Annotated in this window: 15 protein-coding genes; 9 read left to right on the forward strand and 6 right to left on the reverse strand. The window is 58.4% G+C overall.

What is annotated here, in order from left to right; all coding sequences use genetic code 11:
• Positions 1 to 25: 25 nt before the first annotated feature.
• The 6 genes from AC2FHW_RS06615 to AC2FHW_RS06640 are packed head-to-tail and all read right to left on the reverse strand — an operon-like array spanning position 26 to position 10,724.
• The gene (locus tag AC2FHW_RS06615; RefSeq protein WP_271948284.1) at positions 26 to 2,008 is read right to left on the reverse strand and encodes a DNA/RNA non-specific endonuclease; all 1,983 of its coding nucleotides are present in this window, start codon (positions 2,006 to 2,008) and stop codon (positions 26 to 28) included.
• Between the two features lie 36 nt (positions 2,009 to 2,044).
• Positions 2,045 to 5,182, reverse strand: a complete 3,138-nt coding sequence (locus tag AC2FHW_RS06620; RefSeq protein ID WP_496676435.1) for an ATP-binding protein — start codon at positions 5,180 to 5,182, stop codon at positions 2,045 to 2,047.
• Positions 5,179 to 6,987: a S1 family peptidase gene (locus tag AC2FHW_RS06625; protein ID WP_496676432.1), complete on the reverse strand. Its 1,809-nt coding sequence runs from the start codon at positions 6,985 to 6,987 to the stop codon at positions 5,179 to 5,181. Before AC2FHW_RS06625 ends, AC2FHW_RS06620 begins: the two co-directional genes overlap by 4 nt.
• Before the next feature lie 7 nt (positions 6,988 to 6,994).
• The gene (locus tag AC2FHW_RS06630) at positions 6,995 to 8,602 is read right to left on the reverse strand and encodes a S8 family peptidase (protein WP_271948278.1); all 1,608 of its coding nucleotides are present in this window, start codon (positions 8,600 to 8,602) and stop codon (positions 6,995 to 6,997) included.
• Positions 8,589 to 9,290, reverse strand: coding sequence for a copper chaperone (locus tag AC2FHW_RS06635; protein WP_496676427.1), 702 nt, complete (start codon positions 9,288 to 9,290; stop codon positions 8,589 to 8,591). Before AC2FHW_RS06635 ends, AC2FHW_RS06630 begins: the two co-directional genes overlap by 14 nt.
• Before the next feature lie 6 nt (positions 9,291 to 9,296).
• Positions 9,297 to 10,724 carry a tyrosinase family protein gene (locus AC2FHW_RS06640; RefSeq protein WP_271948274.1) on the reverse strand — a complete coding sequence of 476 codons (1,428 nt, stop codon included), beginning with the start codon at positions 10,722 to 10,724 and terminating at the stop codon, positions 9,297 to 9,299.
• Between the two features lie 365 nt (positions 10,725 to 11,089).
• On the opposite strand from AC2FHW_RS06640, the gene iolG reads away from it, so the two are divergent.
• The 9 genes from iolG to AC2FHW_RS06685 all read left to right on the forward strand — a co-directional run bounded on the left by iolG (position 11,090) and on the right by AC2FHW_RS06685 (position 20,782).
• Positions 11,090 to 12,103, forward strand: coding sequence for an inositol 2-dehydrogenase (iolG, locus tag AC2FHW_RS06645; RefSeq protein WP_496821654.1), 1,014 nt, complete (start codon positions 11,090 to 11,092; stop codon positions 12,101 to 12,103).
• A 117-nt stretch (positions 12,104 to 12,220) separates the two neighbouring features.
• Positions 12,221 to 13,141: a sugar ABC transporter substrate-binding protein gene (locus AC2FHW_RS06650; protein WP_142635704.1), complete on the forward strand. Its 921-nt coding sequence runs from the start codon at positions 12,221 to 12,223 to the stop codon at positions 13,139 to 13,141.
• A 68-nt stretch (positions 13,142 to 13,209) separates the two neighbouring features.
• Entirely contained in the window at positions 13,210 to 14,316 is a 1,107-nt protein-coding gene (locus tag AC2FHW_RS06655) for an ABC transporter permease (RefSeq protein ID WP_142635706.1), read from the forward strand.
• A gap of 1 nt (position 14,317) precedes the next feature.
• Positions 14,318 to 15,139, forward strand: a complete 822-nt coding sequence (locus tag AC2FHW_RS06660; protein WP_142635708.1) for an ATP-binding cassette domain-containing protein — start codon at positions 14,318 to 14,320, stop codon at positions 15,137 to 15,139.
• 83 nt (positions 15,140 to 15,222) lie between these two features.
• On the forward strand, positions 15,223 to 17,055 hold the full coding sequence (gene iolD, locus AC2FHW_RS06665; RefSeq protein ID WP_496821656.1) for a 3D-(3,5/4)-trihydroxycyclohexane-1,2-dione acylhydrolase (decyclizing): 1,833 nt from the start codon (positions 15,223 to 15,225) through the stop codon (positions 17,053 to 17,055).
• Positions 17,052 to 17,951 carry a myo-inosose-2 dehydratase gene (gene iolE / locus AC2FHW_RS06670; RefSeq protein ID WP_271948269.1) on the forward strand — a complete coding sequence of 300 codons (900 nt, stop codon included), beginning with the start codon at positions 17,052 to 17,054 and terminating at the stop codon, positions 17,949 to 17,951. The genes iolD and iolE overlap by 4 nt, the downstream gene beginning before the upstream one ends.
• Before the next feature lie 48 nt (positions 17,952 to 17,999).
• Positions 18,000 to 19,181 carry a phytanoyl-CoA dioxygenase family protein gene (locus AC2FHW_RS06675; protein ID WP_496821658.1) on the forward strand — a complete coding sequence of 394 codons (1,182 nt, stop codon included), beginning with the start codon at positions 18,000 to 18,002 and terminating at the stop codon, positions 19,179 to 19,181.
• A gap of 39 nt (positions 19,182 to 19,220) precedes the next feature.
• A complete protein-coding gene (iolB, locus tag AC2FHW_RS06680) occupies positions 19,221 to 20,027 on the forward strand; it encodes a 5-deoxy-glucuronate isomerase (protein ID WP_496792729.1) in 807 nt (268 codons plus the stop codon).
• The gene (locus AC2FHW_RS06685; RefSeq protein WP_496821661.1) at positions 20,024 to 20,782 is read left to right on the forward strand and encodes an SDR family NAD(P)-dependent oxidoreductase; all 759 of its coding nucleotides are present in this window, start codon (positions 20,024 to 20,026) and stop codon (positions 20,780 to 20,782) included. The genes iolB and AC2FHW_RS06685 overlap by 4 nt, the downstream gene beginning before the upstream one ends.
• The last annotated feature ends 34 nt before the right edge of the window (positions 20,783 to 20,816 follow it).

The following is a 20,816-nucleotide window of genomic DNA, read 5'->3' on the forward strand; positions in this document are numbered from 1 at the left end:
CTAATTGAGTATACATCCGCCACCCTCAGATTACGACGTTGGCAAAGCTCTCGACTGTGACGATCGGACGTGGTTGTCCCGCCAGGCTTTCTGCATCGGTCAGACGCTGCGCCAATGGGTCGGCATCGCTAAGGGGGCCAAAGTTCAGCCCGGTTAATTTTTCCAAATCCCGGACGCGGATCTGGAATGTCTTATAGGCACCAAACTCAAATCCACCGACAGATTCCACGCTCCCCTGGTTCGAGAGCATCTGTTGGATGACCTCAACCTGGCTGAGTACATAGGCGGTGGAATGAAGGCGAAGAATGCCTTCGCTGCCATCCTCTTCGGCCAGCATGGTCACAAGCTTGAAGAACTTCAGGGGTACCGGCGATCCGGTATCTTTCAACATCGGCTCGTCACCGGTCAGGATTGGTCCGGTGAACACACAGGCCTTGAATCCATGTGTGCGCACATTTGTCATGATAAAGTTCTCAAGACCCAACCATTGCGCGTGGCTCCGGTTAAAGGCCCGGTGCTGCGGGGCAGCAGCGGTATAGTGAAAGCTGTCATCATTGGCCTGTTTGGCCTGTGCATCATCGACACCCCAATTTGTCGCCGCACGGCGAACCAGGTGGCCCCGGTCAATATCTGCGTGATCATAATCCTCTTTGCCGAGTTGGACATTTGCTGGGATGCGCAGGTCAGCGAACCACTTGTCGCTACCTCGTTTTTGCGGTCGGGTCTTGGCACCATCGATATTTAGCGCGGCAATGATCGGTGTTTTGAAAGTCGCAGAATAGAGAATGCCGAAATTCTGATAGCGCAATTCGTTGGGGCGTTCCGGGGTCGCATCCGACGGAGTGGCAAGTCCAAACGCATTCGGTACCACCGGCAGAGGCACCTCTGCCACTTGAAGGAAGTCCGGGTTGTACCCGTCGCGCGGTTCAAAATGGTCTGCGTCATGGTTTCCGTCAGGTCGTTCTGGCCGGACGATTTCAGTTCCGGGGATCGAGGTCGGCACCGCCCCGTCCAACAATGCGTTGACCGTGCTGATCCTGACCGCCGAGTTTCCGACGCCGAAGGTACCTGCATAATGCAGACCAACCGCTTTGCCGCTGTCCAACGAGATCACAGGCGAGCCCGAGTTGCCGCCCAAAGTCGTGCAGTCATGGCGCAGGATCGTCACGCCGCCATCTTCGATGAGAAATCCGGGCGAAAAGCGTTTCACGTCATACAGGTCGTTGAAATAGTTGGACATCTGCGTGGGGTCATTGCGCAGGGAATCCTTGGCGGGATACCCGATCACCGCGACGCATTCGCCGTGCTGGGCATCCGTATCGGCGCGCGGGATCGGCGTAGGCGTGAAATTGGCCGTATCTGCGGGCAGGTCGATCTTTCCAAGCGCGATATCTGCGGCCGCATCTTCGGCGATATAGGTGAACTTGCGAATGTCGAAAAGCCGGTCGGGGTCGGGTGTCGAGCCGACCTCTTCCAGGAAATCTATCCGGGCGCCATAGCGGGCATTGCCGGGGGCAAACATGAAGACACCATCGCCCAGGAAACTGCGCCGCGCGACCAGCTTGGCAACATGGCGATTGGTGATGATCAGCAGATGGTCGTCCTTCTTTTCGATCACCCAGCCAGTGCCACCCCAGCTAAAGTCATGATTGATAAACTCGATCCGCCCGACCGAGGCGATATTGTCTTCGGCCTTGCCGATACGAATGTCGATATCCGGCGGAAAGTCGGATGACAGCGATTGTTTGCCTTCAACCTTTCCGCCACGCACAATCAGGGGAGGGCGTCCCACGGCGCGCACGATGGCTTCAAGTTGCGAGGGCGTGGAGCCAAAGCTCTCTAGCTTGTTCAGCTGCGCGCCCATCAGTTCACGGGCACGATCCGGCGTCAGGCCCATTTCGCCAAGAATGCCGGGACTGGCATCCAGAACCTCGCGCGCCTTGTCGATCGCGCCGGCATTTCCAAGGCCTTCCAGCCGGTTGAAGGTTTCCTTTTCGAAATCGCTCATGACATTGGTTCCTCAGCTAATATGAAGTTTTCTAAGTCAATCGGTCTGACCTTTGGGATCGAGGTAATCTGGCCGCATCCCGGTTTCGACAAGCATGGCCAGCGCCGGGTGAAACACCACCGGCGCCCGGCTTTTGGTCAGCCGACCCAGGATGGCCTCGGGTCCTGACCCCTGGGTAAGCCCTTTGGCAACACTCGCCAGACGGCGTTGCAGGGTCTGAGTGGATTTCTTGCGCCCTTCGTTCAATGGGTCCGCCCAAAAGCTAAGAACACGGTCTGCCAGGCCATGACTGCCACGTTCCAAAAGCTCGAGGGTTCGGCTGGACGTCAGGTCGCTCCATTTCCGAGAGGAATTCCATTCCGGAGGCGGGGGCGACGGGAAGGCCCAATAGCCGCCGATGACCTGCTGCCAACGTCTGGCCGCACGCGCAAGCGTTGGGAGATCGGGAATCGGGTGGTAAAAGCTGTATCCTTCGGCCCAGTCCGAGGTCAGGCCCATGGCGCGCAGCAATGACAGCACGTCGGTGGGCCGGTCGGACATCTGGGCCATTGCGTCATCGATCCCCTGCAGGCCCGGGGCAAAGATGTCAGCCGCCTCATACAGGCCGGTGGCAAGGTTGGACAAATCGCTCAGAACACGACCCCGGCCGCTCACCTGAAACTCGTCGACAAGTGCCAGCATCCGGTCGAAATAGGGGTTCAACGGGGCCAGGGCGAGCCCGTAATCATCCGTCGGTAAGTCTGGGTTGGGCATGTCTGGTTCCGAATACTCCAACCCGAATTCCTGACGGATACCCCCCGCGAAGCGCAGTCTTTCATAGGTTAGTTCACGCGGGCCGTGATCCAGATAGGGGGCGATCAGGCCCAGAACCTCATGATCCCCCTCAAAGCTCATGCCCATTGCGATAAGCGCGAATTCCAGCGCTGCGGACTGCATTCCAATCCGGGATGATCGGTTCACAACGCGTAACGCGACTTCGTGGAATTCCTTGTCGTGCAGGTTCTCGATCAACTGTCTGAACCGGAACTCCCCCAATACCTCCAGCAGGATGCGGCCTTCCAGCTCGGGCCGCTCGTGCATTTGCCTTAGCACTGTGTCTTCGGGCAGAAGGTTGAACAGATCACGTGCCATGGACCAATGACCGCTTTGCCAGTTGTGGCACAGGATCAGGATACCAACCTCGCTTGCCGGATCATAGGCGCCCCGCAGCCCCTCGCGGATGATATGGGTCGCTTCGCGACGCTGGCCCTGTTCCAACATCGCGCGCAGGTCATTGACAGCGCGCTCATCCGGTGAGGCGACATATCCGCGGCTTTTGATAATCTGCGCCCGTGCAGTGGCCGCTTTTGGGGAAATTTGTACCAGTTTCGATGGGGGCAGATCGGAACCGCTGTCCAGCCCGGCTGCGCTGTATTCCCGCTGCTCGGTCTTTTGCACCGGGGCCGAACGCTGGCCGCGTGCCTGACGGATCAGGTCCTGCGCGTCGATTGGCAGCTCGGTCAGAAGATGTTCGGGGAAGCGTTCGGCCAATGAGGGGTCGATGCTTGGCGCGGCTTCTCCGACGCGCATAAGCTGAAGCGAATGGTACAGGAACAGCAGCGGATCGCGGTCGGCGTAATACGCACAGGCCGCGCGGTTGACCTGCGCGGTTTCGATGGGGCTTTGGCTGTAGGTCGGTTCCAACAGGTCCCGCCGCATATCGGCCTTATGGGTCAGTTGACCATCAGTAGCGGCGTCCATCAGCCAGGATTGCAGACCAAGATCCGCGACGATTGTGCCTGCTTCGTCGCTGAGGTCGCCCAGCCCAAGCGCCGGTGCGACGATGCCGTTCAGATTGTCGGCGTTTATCTCGCTAAGAACCATGCCGTAATTGGCAATGCCGCGCAGATGCACGGGCAGGCGCGATGTGACGGCCCGGTTTACGATGCCTGCAGCAATCGGGTCATTCTCGTCTTCGGAGACTTCGGCCAATCGGCCCTCGGTCTGCACCTCGTCAATCAACAGCCGCAATTTCAACGGGTTGCCCTGACAGCGCAAAATGATCTGATCGCGGAATTCCTCGGGGATTCCGGCCTCATCCAGCGTTTGATTGACCAACTCGTCCTCGATCTGGTCGAGCTTGATGTATTCGCCCCGTCTTGGGTGATCATCGCCGAAAATCGGCCCGCGACCGGCAGAGATGATCGATACTTCGATCTGTTCCTTTTCCACAAAACGGTCCAGATCGCTCATCAGGTTGTTCACGAAAGTAGCGCCCTGACCATCCAGAACTTCAAGCGTATCCAGCAGGATAACCAGGCGCAGAACGGCATCAGCCACCGCATTGATCATCGCCCGGATCAACTGACGCGGTGTAAGGTCCGAGCTTTCGTATATCTCCCGTGTGACCTGTTCGGAATAGCGCAGCCGCAATTTGCGGAGTTCGGGGGCCGCTTGGGGTATTGCGGTACCGATCTGACGCGAGATCTCTTCAAAGATTGGACCGGTCTGCAATGAGGGCTGATCGAAATCCAGCCGGATCAGGATGACGTCTTTGCGTTCGCTTGTAATCTGGATGATGCGTTCCAGAAGGTAGGATTTTCCGATCCCGTACTGACCTTCGATATGCAGGGTTTTCAAAGGGGCATGGCGCAACGGATGGTCGATCCAGCGTTGAATCTTGTCGATTTCGCTGACACGCCCCACGAATTTTTCGCCCAGGCGCTCTTTTGATCGGCGCTCGCGTCTGAGCAGGTTCAATCGGCTGCGCAGCCTGAACAGGCGGTCATATCCCGGCGCTTTTTGGCCTGCACGCTCTAACGTGACAAGGTGCTGCGACAGGTTTTGTTCATCTGTTTCCGCCTCGATAAGGTGATCCAGAGCGCTCGGTGCGAAACCTTCTCGTCCCGACAGAGCCTGCACGATCTCGGTCTGCGTTGCCGCCGAGTCGAACTCTTCGATCCCGGATAATTCGCGATGTCGTGCAGTCAGGCGCAGTATCCATTTCGTAGAGCTGCCCGACTTATCAACATGGCTCAACTCGCGCAGGGATGACATCAGCCGGGCCCGTAGCACCCGGTTGCGGTACTCATCTTCGCTCAGCACCTCGCGCATAAGCTGCCGTGGTTCAAATGCCCCTCGAAGGGCGGCGGCGCGCAGCAGGCGCGAACGAAGTTCTTCCTGCGCCTGGTTCATTCTTCTATCTCCAGAAAGCGTTTGGCCTCTTGGCGAACACGGGTGACAACGGTTTCCAGATGTTCGCCATCGAATTCACCTGTGTTGTCAGGACTCAACCCGGCCAGAGCAGAGTCCACCATTGCCCGTCGAGCAGCCGGTGTCAGCTCTTTTGCCGGGTCAAGCGAGGTGATCATGCTGTTCAGTGTAGCCTCAACATCGCTACGTGTGAATGGTCCCAGCTCTTCCACCAATAGGCCGCTGCGCTGCGCGCCGTCGACAGCGCCGACATTGGCAAAACGCAGGGGCGACAGGCGATAGGTCTCATAGCCTGCGAGGATCAGGCGCAGGTTCTCGGATGTGGGCAAGCATTTGGCGATGTGCTCGAACTGTACCTGGGCACGTGGTGAGAGCCCTTCGGGCGGGTTGTCGAAATAGATCCACCATGTTTGCCCTGCGGTTTGGGCGGCCAGGTCCATGTCCGCAATCAGGGTCTCCGCGCGGCTGCCCTCGAATGCAACATCGGTGGTCTGGGCGGCGGTTGTTCCAGCAGCAGCGTCTGGCGAGGCGACGGTCCCGTTGGCCTTCTCGGCCAGATCAGCAAGTAAATCGTCCGTATTCAGGGTCGGCCCCAAACGGATGCAACGATGTTGCGGCGCGGTGTTAGGTGCTTCTTGCATCAGCAGATAGGATTCCAGCATGTCATAGCTGAACCCAAGACCGCGAATGGACGTCGTATCCTCGCGCCTGATCCAGATCCCACGCAGTTTGGATTTGGGATGATCCAGCATATGGGCAAGGCCGGTTACGAATTGGTTGCGGCCGATGATGATGGTTCCGTCAATGTCGCGGCTCAGCGACCACATGTCCCGCTGGTTCGAGTTCTTGCTGATCAGATCTTGGAAGTCGGGGTCATCGTGGAACTGCTCGAAAGGGACAAGCCGTTTGGTCGTCTCCCATTTGCCCTGGTGGATGCCCAGAAACCTGAACTGGCTGTCAAAACCGGGGCCACCCGATGACCCGCCGGATGTGTCGATGTCATGAGGGAACCGCTTGGCGCCAGGTTCTCGGTGCACTTTGCCGGGCATGAACCCCTTGGTGACACCTTCGGGGTAGTGGACCAATGTGAACAGGTCTGCACCCTCAAAATCGGGGGGATCGCCGGTCACATCGACACTGCCATAGGTATGCCCCAGCGGCAGGAATATCCGCAGCAGCGCGATATCCACCTCATCGCCCGGCGGCAGGTTCCCGGCCTTTTCACTGTCGTGATAGGGCCAGAGCTTTACGCATTTTGCCCGGTACCGCTTTTCGTCCGAGGCAAGTATTTCAAGCCGAGGGTCGACCCCGGCGGGCACGGAGTTTAGCGGGTCCAGAACATGGGCTGCAGTCAGCACCAGATTGGGGGCAACAAACGCGCCGGAGCCTTCGAATGTGTTGTTGATCCAGATCTGACAGCGAAAGCTCTCTGCGCGCGGGGCAAAATCGCCCAATGCAGCAAAGTCGAACGAATTATTCGCCGGTGTGCCGATCAGGGTGCCGTCAAACCGAGCGATGTTTTCGGCAAAAATCAGGTTACGGTCGCGCGGCACAGGGTCCGCGCCGCGCGCGCGCAGAAAATTGAGGAACTGCTTGACCTTCGCAGCGTCGACCAGAATTTCCAGCAAGACATCGGCAAGCGTTTCGCCGATATCTTCGTCTACACTTTCCTCGATGGCTTCATAATTCACCGGGTCATCAGGGTCGGGAAACAGCGCAGTCAAAGCATGACGCACAATCGGTTCATGCTTTCGGATTGCAATCCGGATATGCGCTGCATTCACCATCCGTGGCTTATCCCATGCCCAAATAGGCGCTGAGGGCCGGTTTGTCCGACAATGCGGTGTCCAGCCCCGAGGTCGGGGCGTCTTCGCCAACCATGGCCTCGGCCCCACCATCGCTTTCGGCGATGCGTTTGCGGGCCCCACGGCGATAGCTGAGCCAGATGATCTCATTGGCGTAATCGGCCATGTCAGGGGTAACCTCTCCGGCGGCGGTGCTGTCTGTTCCCGCAAGATGCGAGACCAGAATGTTCAATGTTGGGGTCGCATTCGGATCGGGTGCCGCCGGGCTTTCGGCGCCTGTGGGTAGCGGCGCGTCCAGGACCGCCTGAGCGTTGATGATGCCCGCGCCAAGATCGGTGGCCCCGTTCCAGACGACTGGCTTGTTCATCCCGTGTTTGGCACAGTGCAACCACATCGCCTGAACGGTTGTTCCTGCATTCTGGGCCTTTTGCAACAGCGCCGCCCGACCGCCGTGATGCGCGACCCAAAGTGCAGCGACACCGCCTGTCATCGAGGTGGCAAGCGTGGTGCCCTGGCTGGCGCGGATACCCGAGTTTGGGTCGGTCGCCTTGTTCTTGGCCGCGCCCCACACGTTTTCGCCATAGGCCGAAAAGCTGACCTCGGGGCCACGCCCAGTTTTGCGCCAGGGGCGTCTGTCGGGCTGCAGTGCAGCGACCGCTGTGCAGATTTCCAGTGATGCATAGGCGGCGGGAAAGACCACGTTCGGATAACAGTTGCCCGCGGCGCAGACGATGACCAGTCCGGCCTGTACCGCATTGCGCAGCGCCTGTTCGGTTGAAGAGACCCGCACCGGCCCGCCAAGCGCCATCACGATGACATCGGCGTTTTGGTTGACCGCATGAGAGATTGCCGCAGGAATACGCAGCTGGGTCATGTCGATCACCGATTTGATCGCCCGGATCGGCAGAACCTTGGCCGCAGGGGCCGTACCGGTTATTGCCCCGGGCGAGGTGGTATCGCCATTCATATCGGCCCCGCCCCGCGATCCGACGACCGAGGTGACAAGCGTGCCATGACCAGGATGTTTTAGGACGCCGCCTGAAAACCGGTCACGCGCATCCCCGTTCCCTTCGACAAAATTCCACATGCCGTTGGTTTCAATCACGCCCGCCAGTTCGCTATGGTCGGAATAGCCCGTGTCGATCACCGCGACCTTGCTGCCCTGACCCCGGGTGTGCTGCCAGGCCAGCGGTGTCTTGATCCGTTTGTGGTGCCAGCCATAGGGCCGAGAGTTGTCGCGCTTGGTTTCGCAGAAACTGAGAAAGCTTTCCGTACCCACATGTGCAGCCCCGTACAGGCTGTCTGGCAAGACCGGGTTGGCCTCGGCTACGTCCAGCGCCATACGGAGGGCACGGCCAAATGCAAAAACCTCACGCTCTTGGCCTTTTGGATCGATCTCGGGGAATTCAACAAAGAAAAATCGATCCGCATCTGCGTCGAAGACCGCTTGGGTACTGGTGGCAACATCAGGAAGTGCACTACCCACACGTTCTTGAATAGCCGACAACGATTGCGGTGTATCCGAGACCACTTCAATGACTAGCGGATCGCCGTCGAGCGAGACATCGGACCTTGTTAGGGCGTCATATTCCTGCATGGCAAATATCCTTATACAAAAGCAAAAGATGGTGGGGCGCATGGGCCAACGCCGTAAGCGCCAGCGCGGTCAGCAACAGGGTGAATGCGCTGGCGCGGGGGTCGGGGCGAAGAACGGCGCGCTCCGACAGGATGATCACTGTCAAAAAGATCATGACGGCAAAGTCGTGGGTCCCCAGCATGACAAGCATCATCGGCAAGCAAGAGGTGATGCAATCGCGCGCATAGGTCAGCCCAAAGATCAGCACATCGCGGTCGCCACTTGGACCAAAGGCGGCCAGGACCGGACGGCTGTGGCATTTCCTTAATGCGCTGCGTTTTTGCGGGCTGAACTGCCATGCTGCGGCGCACAGGCAAGCCAACGGTGCAAACACGGTTTGGTGCAGAACCGGCGCCAGAAGAAACGCAGCAAGCGCGCCTGCGACCAGCCAGGCCAACAGATATGGCAGAACAAACAGAAGTGCCGCGCGTGATCTTCGATCTGCGAAGCTGCGCGCGCGGACATGTGCGATCTGCGGAACAAGCGTTGGAAGCATCATCGCCAGAACCATCGCCGGCCAATGCAATGAGGGCGCGGGCACCAAAGCAAGCCAAAGCCATGCAAGCGCGGCCACGCCAAGTGTCGTGCGTATTTCGATATCGGCCCGTCCAAACAGGCGAGGGCGATCTATTCCGGTAGCCGACGCCATGGGCGATCAGTCGAAATAAAGGTTTATGCGGCCGATCTCAATGTCTGGCTGCTGTTCTGTTGGGGCGATCTGTTCCAACCCTGGTACTTGGCCAAAGGCCTCGCTGTCATCAAACATCCGTTGAAACCGGATTTGCAACCTGTTGGCGTCGCCTTGGCTCAGCCCCAGTGCAAAGGCCAGCTTTGTGATCTCGTAAGTCACTGCAAGGCCGTTGCCGCCATGTGGGCCGTCCGGGTTGCTTGCCTGTTCAAGGCCAAACGGCGACAAGGTGCCGATAATCGCTGGCGGCAAAGCGTCATCCGGAAGATCCAGCATGACGCGGTAAGATCCGGGCATGCCACGGCCCTTGATCCCCTCAAGATGCAGGTGAACGCGCCGGGTGGTGCCGGGGGCCTCGGCGCCGGAAATCAACGCGACTGAAGTGTCGAGCTTTACGCCGGCAGTGGTCATTGCACCACGCAACTTGACCGGAGCTTCGCTTGCGCCGGCAAGCTCGGGTTCCTTGCCTGCCATGACGAACTCCTCTGCTGGAATGGCGGGTTCTACTGCTGGTGGAACGCCGTCATATTGAAACCCGTGCAGGACGCTTGTGCTGTCCAGCATTTCTTCGCTGTTGAAGGTGAATGCCGCGCCATCGCCATCATGCATCGAGAATGTCTGGCCTGTGCGCCACAGTGGCGAGGGTGGGGCGACATGGCTCGGGTCGGCGTTGCGCCAGACTTCCCATAGCCGATCAATGTTGCAATGGTGCAGCCAGAAAATCGGATCAAAGGCCGCAGTGGCCGGATTTGCCATAAAACCGCCAGAGCCCCCAATCCAAACGTGTATATCGTTATGGGGCGTGCTTTCCAATGCGCCATTGTCCCCACCGCCGGGGTGAAACCCGGTTTGCGGGCCACCAAACCCTGATGAGAAGCCGGGCGTATCATTGGTGAAATCTTCATGATCCAACGCATCCAGCGACACCACGTCGTCCGGAAATCCGAAATCTCCATTCACCACTACACGTCGGCGGGAAAACAGGAAGTTGCGCGTGCCGTCTGACTTGGTCGGCTCACGGAACGCCACAGGAAGGCGGCGCGCATTCGGGTTTTCTGACAGGGGTTGGGAATAGTCCCAATAAGGCAGCGCCCAATCCTGCGGCCCGCCCAGATCGGCGACGGCTTTGCCGACGACGGCCTCAAATGCGGTGATATATCCGCGGTGCCAGGGCAGGAAGAACCAGCTTTGGTGCTGGCATTGGTTCCAGAATTGTCCGGAACCGGGAATGTCCGGAAAATTCTGCGGCTGCCCATGAACTGCGCCCATGAAAAACCACGATGTCGGGTCTTCCAGATCTCGGTCCCAGAGAACTTCGACAGCACGCTCATACCAGATCAGAGTTTCGTCGTTGGCTGGCAGGGTCCAAACGTTTTTGCGGATTCTTGTGGCCATAACAATACCTCAAACTGCAAATAAATCTTGGAATCTAATAATGCGCCGAGTGTAACACTTGCGTGGTTTTATGTTAACCAAAATGAATCCAAGCCATAGCAGGGTAGGCCTGGACAGGTGTTGACAGTGCCGATGTGCGTTTCCCAGATAAGGTGATTTCAGAGTGACGCGCGGCCTTTCGCTTGCATTCTAAGTCAGAGGCGCCAGTTACTGTTTATTTGTGAATTGGACGGCCGCAGCTGCAGTGGGCACACTTGCCGAGTACCCGAAAACAAGGGTGAATTCGCGTAGCTGTGAAATAATTCTTGCAACCGGTTGCAAAGAGAATCATTGTGGTGTCGAAAAAAGGGATTCGGGGGCGCGGGATGCTAAAAGTAGGATTGCTGGGGGCTGGGCGCATTGGGCGTGTTCACGCGCAGGCTATTGCGGCGCATCCTTACAGTGAACTGAGCGCAGTGTCTGATGCACTGCCCGAAGCTTCGGCGCGTTTGGCTGAGGAATTCGGGGCCAATGCACGACAGTCACAAGAGATTATTTCCGATCCTTCGATAAATGCAGTGCTGATCGCCACGCCGACGGATACGCATTCCGACCTGATCGAAGCGGCCACCCAAGCCGGGAAAGCGGTATTGTGCGAGAAGCCGGTTGATTTGAGCCTTGAGAGGGCTTTTGCCTGTCAATCCGTTGCAAAAGCCACCGGCCAACCTGTCATGGTCGGTTTCAATCGTCGATTCGACCCGAATTTTGCTGCTTTGAAGGCTGCGTTTGAGGCTGGTGAGGTCGGCAAGGCCGAGTTGTTGTCCATTACATCTTTCGACCCAGCGCCGCCACCGGTGAGCTATGTCAAAGTATCAGGAGGGCTGTTTCGGGACATGATGATTCATGATTTCGACATGGCGAACTTCCTGATGGGTGACCTGCCGGAAGTAATCTTGGCAGTGGGCACATCGGTTGTTGACCCCGAAATCGGTGCCGCAGGTGATGTGGACACGGCGGTCGTGACAATGACTTATGCAGATGGCCGGATCGCTGTGATCAAAAACTCTCGGCGTGCGGCTTATGGGTATGATCAGAGGGTTGAACTGCTGGGATCAGAAGGGATGCTTCAGGCGCAAAATATCCTTGAAAACTCAGTGGTTAAGTCAACTTCGAATGGCGTGACCGGTGCCAAGCCGACTTACTTTTTCCTTGAACGCTACATGTCTGCCTATCGCGCAGAATGGGATGCATTCGTTAGGTCAGTAAATTCTGGATCAGGGGTGCCTGTAACTCTGGACGACGGTGTCGCCGCGCTTGCTATGGCCGAGGCCGCAACCCGTTCTGCGCAGTCCGGACAGTCGATGGTTTTGGCCAAAGTTTTGAAACCGGTTGCAAAATGATCGGATATGCGGAAACTTGGGGCAGCTTCGCCCCGGATCGGGGCGAAGAAGATTCGGTTTAATCGGAAGATTGGGGCCAAGACCCCAACACACTGTTCAAACGGGAGGAGAAACCATATGAATAATTTCTTTAAAGGCGCACTGGCAGCTGGTGCACTGGCGATGGCCACGCCTGCATTCGCGCAGGAGATAGTCGTTGTGTCTCATGGTCAGGCCAATGACGCCTTCTGGAACGTCGTGAAAAACGGCGTTGAGCAAGCGGGCAAGGATGTCGGCGTGAACGTGGAATACCGCGCACCCGAGACCTTTGACATGGTTGCGATGTCACAGCTGATCGACGCCGCCGTGAACCAGGAACCGGACGGGTTGATTGTCTCGATCCCGGATGCCGATGCGCTTGGCCCGTCAATCGAACGTGCTGTTGCTGCCGGAATTCCAGTGATCTCGATCAACTCGGGTTCGGACGTGTCCAAACAGCTGGGCGCATTGCTGCATGTCGGTCAGGACGAGTTTGATGCGGGCAAGGCCGCAGGCGAAAAGCTGGCTTCGATGGGTGGCGCGAATGCGATCTGTGTGAACCACGAAGTCGGAAACGTGGCGCTTGACCTGCGTTGCGCCGGTTTTGCCGAAGGCTTTGGTGGCAGCGTAGAAGTTCTGCCGACCTCGAACGATCCTTCAGAAATCGAAGCGAAGGTCTCGGCCGCTCTGGCCGCGAATGACGCTGTCGACACAGTCATGGCGCTGGGTGCAAGTTCGGCTGGTGAACCCACGGTAGCGGCTGTGAAAGCATCGGGCCGTGATGTGAACGTGGCCTCGTTCGACCTGTCTGCGAACTTCCTGCAGTCCATCGCCGATGGAGATGCGGCATTTGCCATCGACCAGCAGCAGTATCTGCAAGGCTATCTGTCAGTGAACTTCATGGGCCTGCATGCCAAATACGGCCTGATGCCAGGTGGCAACGTGCCATCGGGTCCGAACCTGATCACACAGGACAAGGCAGCCCAGGTTATCGACCTGTCGGCACAGGGTATCCGCTGATCCGTTTGGGACAGTGAAAAACAGAAACGGCGCCAGGTGCGCCGTTTCAACCGAATTGGGAGGGAAACATGAGTGAGTCAGCGCCCGTCACTACGGACGAACGCGTAAAGAAAGAACCGTTTCTGACCAAGCTGATGAAACGTCCAGAGCTTGGTGCCATGGCCGGTGTGGTCCTGGTGGTCATTTTCTTCGCGCTCACGGCAGACGATTCCATGTTCACGCTGGCTGGAGTTATGAACTTCATGACGCCTGCGGCACAGCTGGGTATCCTGGCTATCGGAGCGGCGCTGCTGATGATCGGGGGTGAGTTTGACCTGTCGATCGGTTCGATGGTTGCCTTTGCAGGCTTGTTCTTTGGTGTCTGCGTGGTGACTTGGCAGTTACCTCTGATCATTGCGATCCCGATGACATTTGTTTTTGCGGCCTTTGTTGGGGCGGTGAACGGCAATATCGTCATACGGTCGGGCCTACCTTCTTTTATTGTAACTCTGGCTTTCCTTTTCATTCTGCGCGGTCTCTCACTGGTGGGTCTCAAAGCAGCCACTGGCGGGTCAACCCAGCTGCGTGGCGTGCGCGATGTAGTCGAAAACGACTGGCTGGCCCCGTTCTTCTCGGGCGAAGCTTTTGCCGGTTTGTTTGCCTGGCTGGCTGCAAACGGATTGATCGACACATTCAAAAACGGGGCGCCGAAAGTACCGGGCATTCCGGTCGAGATTCTGTGGTTTATCGTTCTGGCCCTAGCGGCGACCTATGTTTTGCTGCGGACCCCAGCTGGAAACTGGATTTTTGCCGCCGGTGGCGACAGCAATGCGGCGTCGAATTCTGGTGTGCCGGTGAGCCGTATCAAAGTGTCTTTGTTCATGCTAACCGCCTGCTGTGCGGCGCTGGTCGCAATCATCACCGTGATCGACGCGGGATCGACCGATGCGCGCCGTGGCTTCCAGAAAGAGTTTGAGGCCATCATTGCGGCGGTGATCGGAGGTTGTCTGCTGACCGGCGGCTATGGATCGGCCATCGGGGCATTCTTTGGCGCGATCATCTTTGGCATGGTGGTCATTGGGCTGACTTACACGGATTTCGATCAGGACTGGTTCCAGGTGTTCCTGGGCGCAATGCTTCTGATCGCGGTATTGTTCAACAACGCCATCCGCAAACGCGTAACCGGGGAGCGCTGATATGACTGAAGACAGCAAGTTCCATCACGGGGATGCGGTAAAGGATGTCGCGCCGATCGTGCAAATGAAGAATATCGAAAAGCACTTTGGCAACATTATTGCCCTGGCAGGCGTCAGCTTTGACGTCAGGCCTGGCGAATGCCACTGCCTGCTGGGCGACAACGGTGCCGGAAAGTCGACCTTCATCAAGACCATGTCCGGAGTTCACAAACCCACTAAGGGCGAGATCTTTTTCGAAGGCAAACCGCTGCAATTTGACACCCCACGCGATGCGATGGAGGCGGGCATTGCGACCGTGTTTCAGGATCTGGCGATGATCCCGCTGATGAGTGTGACGCGGAATTTCTTCATGGGCCGCGAACCGACTAAGGGCAAGGGATTGCTGAAACGGTTCGATATCGACCAGGCCAATGAGGTCTGTATGGCCGAGATGCGCAAGATGGGTATCAATCTGCGCGGGCCGGATCAGGCCGTTGGTACCCTGTCAGGGGGCGAGCGTCAGACGGTTGCCATTGCCCGGGCGGTTTACTTCGGGGCCAAGGTTTTGATCCTTGATGAGCCGACCTCGGCACTTGGGGTACGTCAGACATCGAATGTTTTGGCAACCATCGACAAGGTGCGTAATCAGGGCGTGGGTGTGGTGTTTATCAGCCATAACGTGCGCCATGCGCTGGCAGTGGGTGATCGCTTTACCGTGCTCAATCGTGGCAAGACGCTGGGCACGGCCACACGTGGAGAGATCACACCCGAGGAATTGCAGGACCTGATGGCCGGAGGTCAGGAAATGGCCCAGCTGGAAGGCTCTTTGGGCGGAACGGTTTAACCGTTCCCCCGTCTGGGCCACAGGCCCGCTAATTTCGAAATTGCAGGAATGGCCGAGATGGCCTTGTGTTGAAAGGTATCACTATGGGCAACACAGTCCGACTGACCGCAGCGCAAGCTTTGGTGCGCTATCTGGGCGCGCAGATGAACGAAGCGGGCGAGCCCTTTATCGCCGGTATCTGGGCCATTTTTGGCCATGGCAATGTGGCCGGGCTGGGCGAGGCGCTGCACGGCGCGAAAGACAGCCTGCCAACCTATCGCGGGCAAAATGAACAGACAATGGCACATTGCGCGATTGCCTATGCCAAGCAGATGCGGCGGACGCGGGCGATGGCGGTGACCTCATCCATTGGACCGGGGGCCACCAATATGGTCACCGCGGCGGCGTTGGCGCATGTGAATAGGTTGCCGGTTCTGATTATCCCCGGAGATGTGTTTGCCACCCGCGGGCCTGACCCTGTGTTGCAACAGATCGAAAGCTTTGGTGATGGTACGGTTAGTGCCAATGACTGTTTTCGCCCGGTCAGCCGGTACTATGATCGCATCTCGCGGCCTGAACATCTGTTGACGGCCTTGCCTCGTGCCTTTCGCACCATGACCGATCCGGCCGATTGCGGGCCAGTGACGTTGGCCTTTTGCCAGGATGTTCAGGCCGAAGCCTATGACTATCCCGAGAGTTTCTTCGAGCCGAGGGTCTGGTATCAGCGCCGCATTCGCCCGGATGAGGCGGAGTTGGCCCGTGCGGTGGCTGCGATCAGATCAGCCAAACGTCCCGTTATCGTTTCCGGAGGTGGCGTGCATTACTCCGGAGCGACGGATGTGCTGCAGAGCTTTGTGGAATCCCACAATATCCCGATCACCGAGACGCAGGCCGGGAAATCGGCGCTGGCCTGGGATCATCCGTTGAACCTTGGCCCGGTTGGTGTAACCGGTGGTGAACCGGCCAACGCCACCTGCGCCGAGGCCGATCTGGTGCTTGCTGTTGGGACGCGGTTGCAGGACTTTACCACCGGGTCCTGGGGGCTGTTTTCCAATCCGAACCGCGAGATGATCTGCCTGAACACAGCCGCCTATGACGCCGAAAAACACGGCGCAATGCCGCTGCAAAGCGATGCGCGTGTCGGGTTAGAGGAACTTGGCGAAGCCTTGCACGGCTTCCGGGCCGACCCGGTGGCGGACACGCTGAAGGCAGATTGGTTTGGCAAGGTGGATGCACTGACCGACGCGCCCGGTGATGGAAACGCGTTGCCTACGGATATGCAGGTGGTGGGTGCAGTGCAACGCGCCTCGGACAATAACACGGTAGTCATGTGCGCCGCGGGCACGATGCCAGGTGAGCTGCACAAGCTGTGGAAAGCACCCCGCCCAGGTGCCTATCACATGGAATACGGATTCAGTTGCATGGGCTATGAAATCGCCGGTGCAATGGGCATCAAGATGGCCCAGCCTGATCGCGACGTCATCTGCTTTACCGGTGACGGCACTTATATGATGGCGAACTCCGAAATGGCGACGGCAGCGATGATGGGCATCTCCTTTACTGTCGTCGTGACCGACAATCGAGGGTTTGGCTGCATCAACCGCCTGCAAATGGGCACCGGCGGGGCCGAGTTTAACAATCTGCTGGATCATGCGGTGCACGAAACGCCCTCGGCCATAGACTTCGCTGCGCATGCGGCGGCGATGGGGGCGACCTCGGTCAAGGTGGGCTCGATCGTTGAGCTGGAGCAGGCATTGGCCAAACGTGGCGAGGTCACCGGCCCCTATGTGGTCGTCATAGACACCGATCCGTACCCGTCGACCGAATATGGCGGCACCTGGTGGGAAGTGGCCGTGCCCGAGGTCAGCATCCGCCCGGAAGTGAATGAAAAGCGCGCAGCCTATGAGGTTGCCATCAAGGAAAGAAACACGAAATGAGCGTGAAGATCGGCATCTCTCCGATTGCCTGGCAGAACGATGATCTGCCGGACCTGACCGCGGCTTACACGATGGAACAGGCCCTGAAAGAGGCGCGCGAGATCGGCTATACCGGCGTCGAACGCGGTCAGCGGATGCCCGGCGATACCGAAGGTCTGCGCGCCTATCTCGACACCAATGATATCGTCCTGTGTGGCGGTTGGTGTTCTGGGGCTTCTCTGGTTAACGATTTTGCCACCGAGCGCGAGGCCGTGCGCGCGCAGGTCGAACAATTCGTAGCGCTCGACAGCCCGTGCATCGTCTATGCCGAATGTTCGAACACCGTGCAGGGGCAGATCGGGGTCGCGGTTAATGACCGGGTGAAACTATCCCGGGATGAGGTGTTGGCCTATGCCGCCAAAATCACCGAGCTGGCCAAATGGATGGCTGATCAGGGCATGCCGATGGCCTATCACCACCACATGGGCACGATTATCGAAAGCGAAGAGGATGTGAACTGGTTGATGGAAGGGTCGGGCCCCGAGGTTGGCTTGTGCTTTGATACCGGCCACTTGCTGTTTGGTGGCGGCAACGTGATGGCGACCCTCAATCGGTGGGGCGACCGCGTGCATCACGTCCATTTCAAGGATATCCGTCCGGCGGTCGTACAGGATGTGCGCGAAAACAACCGCAGCTTCCTGGATGCTGTCGTCGCGGGCGCGTTCACCGTGCCTGGCGATGGTTGCATTGATTTTCAAGCCGTGGCGAATGCGTTGAAATCTATGGGTTATAGCGGCTGGATCGTGGTCGAGGCCGAACAGGACCCCGCCAAGGCCCCACCCCAAGAGTATTCCAAGATGGGCTACGACCACATTGTCGATGTCTGCGCTCAGGCAAGATTGGAGATCACCAACTAACAAACCGCCCCAAGGGGCAACACCAAGGCCATGAAGAAGGAGAAAATCATGGTAAGTCAAAGAATTGGATATGTCGGGTATTTTGACCGGGAATCCTGTGATCTGGACGAATTCAAGGTGTTGACCTCTCGGAAACTGACCTCGGACATGGTTCCGCAGGCCGCGATGATCGAAAAGAACGTCCCCGTCTATGACATGAATGCCCTGCGTCCCGCGCTGGAAGATACAGGGCAACGGCGCGCTTTGATGGCGGAATGGGGCCATGTGCTGAACCAATCCGCCGGGGTGATCGCGCTGAAAGGGGCCTATCAGGATCTGTCGGTGATCGACCGGGCGACCGAGGTTTTTCGGCAGATCATCGACGAGGAACGCCAAAGCGGCGAAGGCGAGGGTGATCATTTTGCCGCCTCGGGTGCGAATGACCGGATCTGGAATGCGCTGCAAAAGCACTGCCTGCGCGATCCGGAAGGTTTTTCAAAATACTTCGGCAACGCTGCTGTTGCCACCGCCGGCGAGGCATGGCTGGGGCCGAACTATCAGGTCACGGCTCAGGTCAATCAGGTCCGCCCCAGCGGCAAGGCACAGCAGGCGCATAGGGACTACCATCTGGGCTTTCAGACCGCTGAAAGCGCTGCCCGGTACCCTGTGCATGCACATCTGCTGACGGCGGCGCTGACCTTGCAGGGGGCAGTGGCACATTGTGACATGCCGGTGGAAAGCGGGCCCACCAAACTGTTGCCGTTTTCACAGCTATATCCAGCCGGATATATTGGCTTTCACGACCCCGCGCACAGGGACCACTTTGAGAAGAGCTATCTTCAGGTGCCGTTGAACAAAGGCGACGCGGTATTCTTCAACCCCGCGCTGTTCCACTCGGCCGGCGAGAACCGCAGCACGGATATCGACCGTATGGCGAACTTGTTGCAGATCTCATCCGCTTTTGGTCGTGCGATGGAGGCCATCGACCGCCGGTCCATGGCGCAGGCCGTGCTGCCGTCACTGGTGGCCTTGAAGCGAAGCGGCGAGCTGACTGGGTCCGAGCTGGACGCGGCCATCGCGGCGACGGCCGAAGGCTATCCGTTTCCGACAAATCTGGACACAGATCCCCCGATTGGCGGTAATGCTCCGGAAAGCCAGGCGGATATCTTGCGGCGTGCGGTCGCCGAAGAATGGACGCCAGAGCAACTGACCTCGGCACTTTCGGCGTTGAAAACCCGACAATCCGCCTGACGTTACGAACCGGGCCGGCGCGCCCAGAAAGGAGGCCCCATGGCCAACCTGCTCAGGAAACCACGCGGCCCCGATGGCAAGGTGCATGACATCACCCCTGCCTCTGCGGGATGGCGCTATGTCGGGTTCGGTCTTTACCAACTACGCGCAGGTGACAAGGCGACCGAAGAAACCGGTGACAATGAGGTCATCTTGGTCATGGTCGAGGGCAAGGCGCATATCACCGGGGCCGGGCAGGATTGGGGTGTGCTGGGTGACCGCATGGATGTCTTTGAAAAGACGCCGCCGCATTGTCTGTACCTGCCCAACGGAACCGATTGGCAGGCTGTGGCGGAAACCGATTGTGTTGTGGCCGTGTGTTCGGCCCCCGGCAAAGGTGGCCATCCGGCGCGACGGATCGGGCCGGGTGGCATCACACTGACCGAACGCGGGAAGGGTGTGAATACCCGCTATATCAACAATATCGCGATGGAGGCCGAAGACGTCGCTGACAGCCTGCTGGTGACCGAGGTCTTCACGCCCAATGGCCACTGGTCCTCCTACCCCAGCCATCGCCATGATGAAGATGACTTTCCTCGCATAACCTATCTGGAAGAGACCTATTACCACCGTCTGAACCCCTCGAACGGGTTCGGCATTCAGCGGGTCTATACCGATGATGGCGATCTGGACGAGGCTATGGCTGTATCTGATGGCGATGTCGTGATCGTCCCGCGCGGGCATCATCCCTGCGGTGCGCCCTATGGGTTTGAGATGTACTACCTGAACGTCATGGCCGGCCCATTGCGGAAATGGCGCTTTGTAGCCGCCCCCGAAGTAGAATGGATCATGGAGCGTGACGCATGAGCGCGAATTTTGCGAATTACCCCGGTCTTGCGGGAAGAACAGTTTTTATCACCGGCGGGGCCGGTGGGATCGGCGCCGAAACGGTTCGCGCCTTTGCCGCCCAGGGGGCCAGGGTCGGGTTTGTTGATCTGAACGCAGATGCGGGCCAAGCGCTATTGGCGGAACTGGACGGGCAGCATGCCTTTGCCCAATGCGATCTGCGCGACATTGAGGCATTGCAGGCCGCGTTCGAGCGGCTGGTCGCCGCGCTGGGCGAAGCGGATATTCTGGTTAACAACGCCGCACATGACGAACGCCACGACTGGCGCGAAGTGACGCCGGGATATTGGGATGACCGAATGGCCACCAATATCCGCCATATGTTCTTTGCCATCCAATCGGTTGCCCCAGGCATGATTGCCAAGGGCAAGGGGGCCATCATCAATCTGGGATCGAATTCCTGGTGGGAATGCGGCGCAGGATTCCCGGCCTATGCCACCGCCAAATCAGCCGTCCACGGCTTGACCCGTACCATGGCGCGCGAGCTGGGCGACCATCGCATCCGGGTGAACACGGTGGTTCCGGGCTGGATCATGACAGACAGGCAAAAAGAGCTATGGGTGACGCCCGAAGCGCTGGCCAAGCAACTGGATCGCCAATGCCTGCCGGACCCGATTGACCCGGTCTTTGTGGCGCGCATGGTCCTGTTTCTGGCCTCGGACGACGCGGCCATGTGCAGCGCGGGGAACTTCATGGTCGAAGGCGGCTCGATCTGAGGGGATGCCGCTTGGCGATGCGCTCCCGGCAGAT

This window comes from Ruegeria sp. YTSA108, from assembly GCF_059610185.1.

Bases quoted from the DNA above. Each gene is read 5' to 3' on its own strand.
- AC2FHW_RS06640 (WP_271948274.1), bottom strand. From the start codon at position 10,724: ATGGCCACAAGAATCCGCAAAAACGTTTGGACCCTGCCAGCCAACGAC.
- AC2FHW_RS06625 (WP_496676432.1), bottom strand. From the start codon at position 6,987: ATGGTGAATGCAGCGCATATCCGGATTGCAATCCGAAAGCATGAACCG.
- AC2FHW_RS06650 (WP_142635704.1), top strand. From the start codon at position 12,221: ATGAATAATTTCTTTAAAGGCGCACTGGCAGCTGGTGCACTGGCGATG.
- AC2FHW_RS06635 (WP_496676427.1), bottom strand. From the start codon at position 9,290: ATGGCGTCGGCTACCGGAATAGATCGCCCTCGCCTGTTTGGACGGGCC.
- iolD (WP_496821656.1), top strand. From the start codon at position 15,223: ATGGGCAACACAGTCCGACTGACCGCAGCGCAAGCTTTGGTGCGCTAT.
- AC2FHW_RS06620 (WP_496676435.1), bottom strand. From the start codon at position 5,182: ATGAACCAGGCGCAGGAAGAACTTCGTTCGCGCCTGCTGCGCGCCGCC.
- AC2FHW_RS06660 (WP_142635708.1), top strand. From the start codon at position 14,318: ATGACTGAAGACAGCAAGTTCCATCACGGGGATGCGGTAAAGGATGTC.
- iolG (WP_496821654.1), top strand. From the start codon at position 11,090: ATGCTAAAAGTAGGATTGCTGGGGGCTGGGCGCATTGGGCGTGTTCAC.
- iolE (WP_271948269.1), top strand. From the start codon at position 17,052: ATGAGCGTGAAGATCGGCATCTCTCCGATTGCCTGGCAGAACGATGAT.
- AC2FHW_RS06630 (WP_271948278.1), bottom strand. From the start codon at position 8,602: ATGCAGGAATATGACGCCCTAACAAGGTCCGATGTCTCGCTCGACGGC.
- AC2FHW_RS06655 (WP_142635706.1), top strand. From the start codon at position 13,210: ATGAGTGAGTCAGCGCCCGTCACTACGGACGAACGCGTAAAGAAAGAA.
- iolB (WP_496792729.1), top strand. From the start codon at position 19,221: ATGGCCAACCTGCTCAGGAAACCACGCGGCCCCGATGGCAAGGTGCAT.
- AC2FHW_RS06685 (WP_496821661.1), top strand. From the start codon at position 20,024: ATGAGCGCGAATTTTGCGAATTACCCCGGTCTTGCGGGAAGAACAGTT.
- AC2FHW_RS06615 (WP_271948284.1), bottom strand. From the start codon at position 2,008: ATGAGCGATTTCGAAAAGGAAACCTTCAACCGGCTGGAAGGCCTTGGA.
- AC2FHW_RS06675 (WP_496821658.1), top strand. From the start codon at position 18,000: ATGGTAAGTCAAAGAATTGGATATGTCGGGTATTTTGACCGGGAATCC.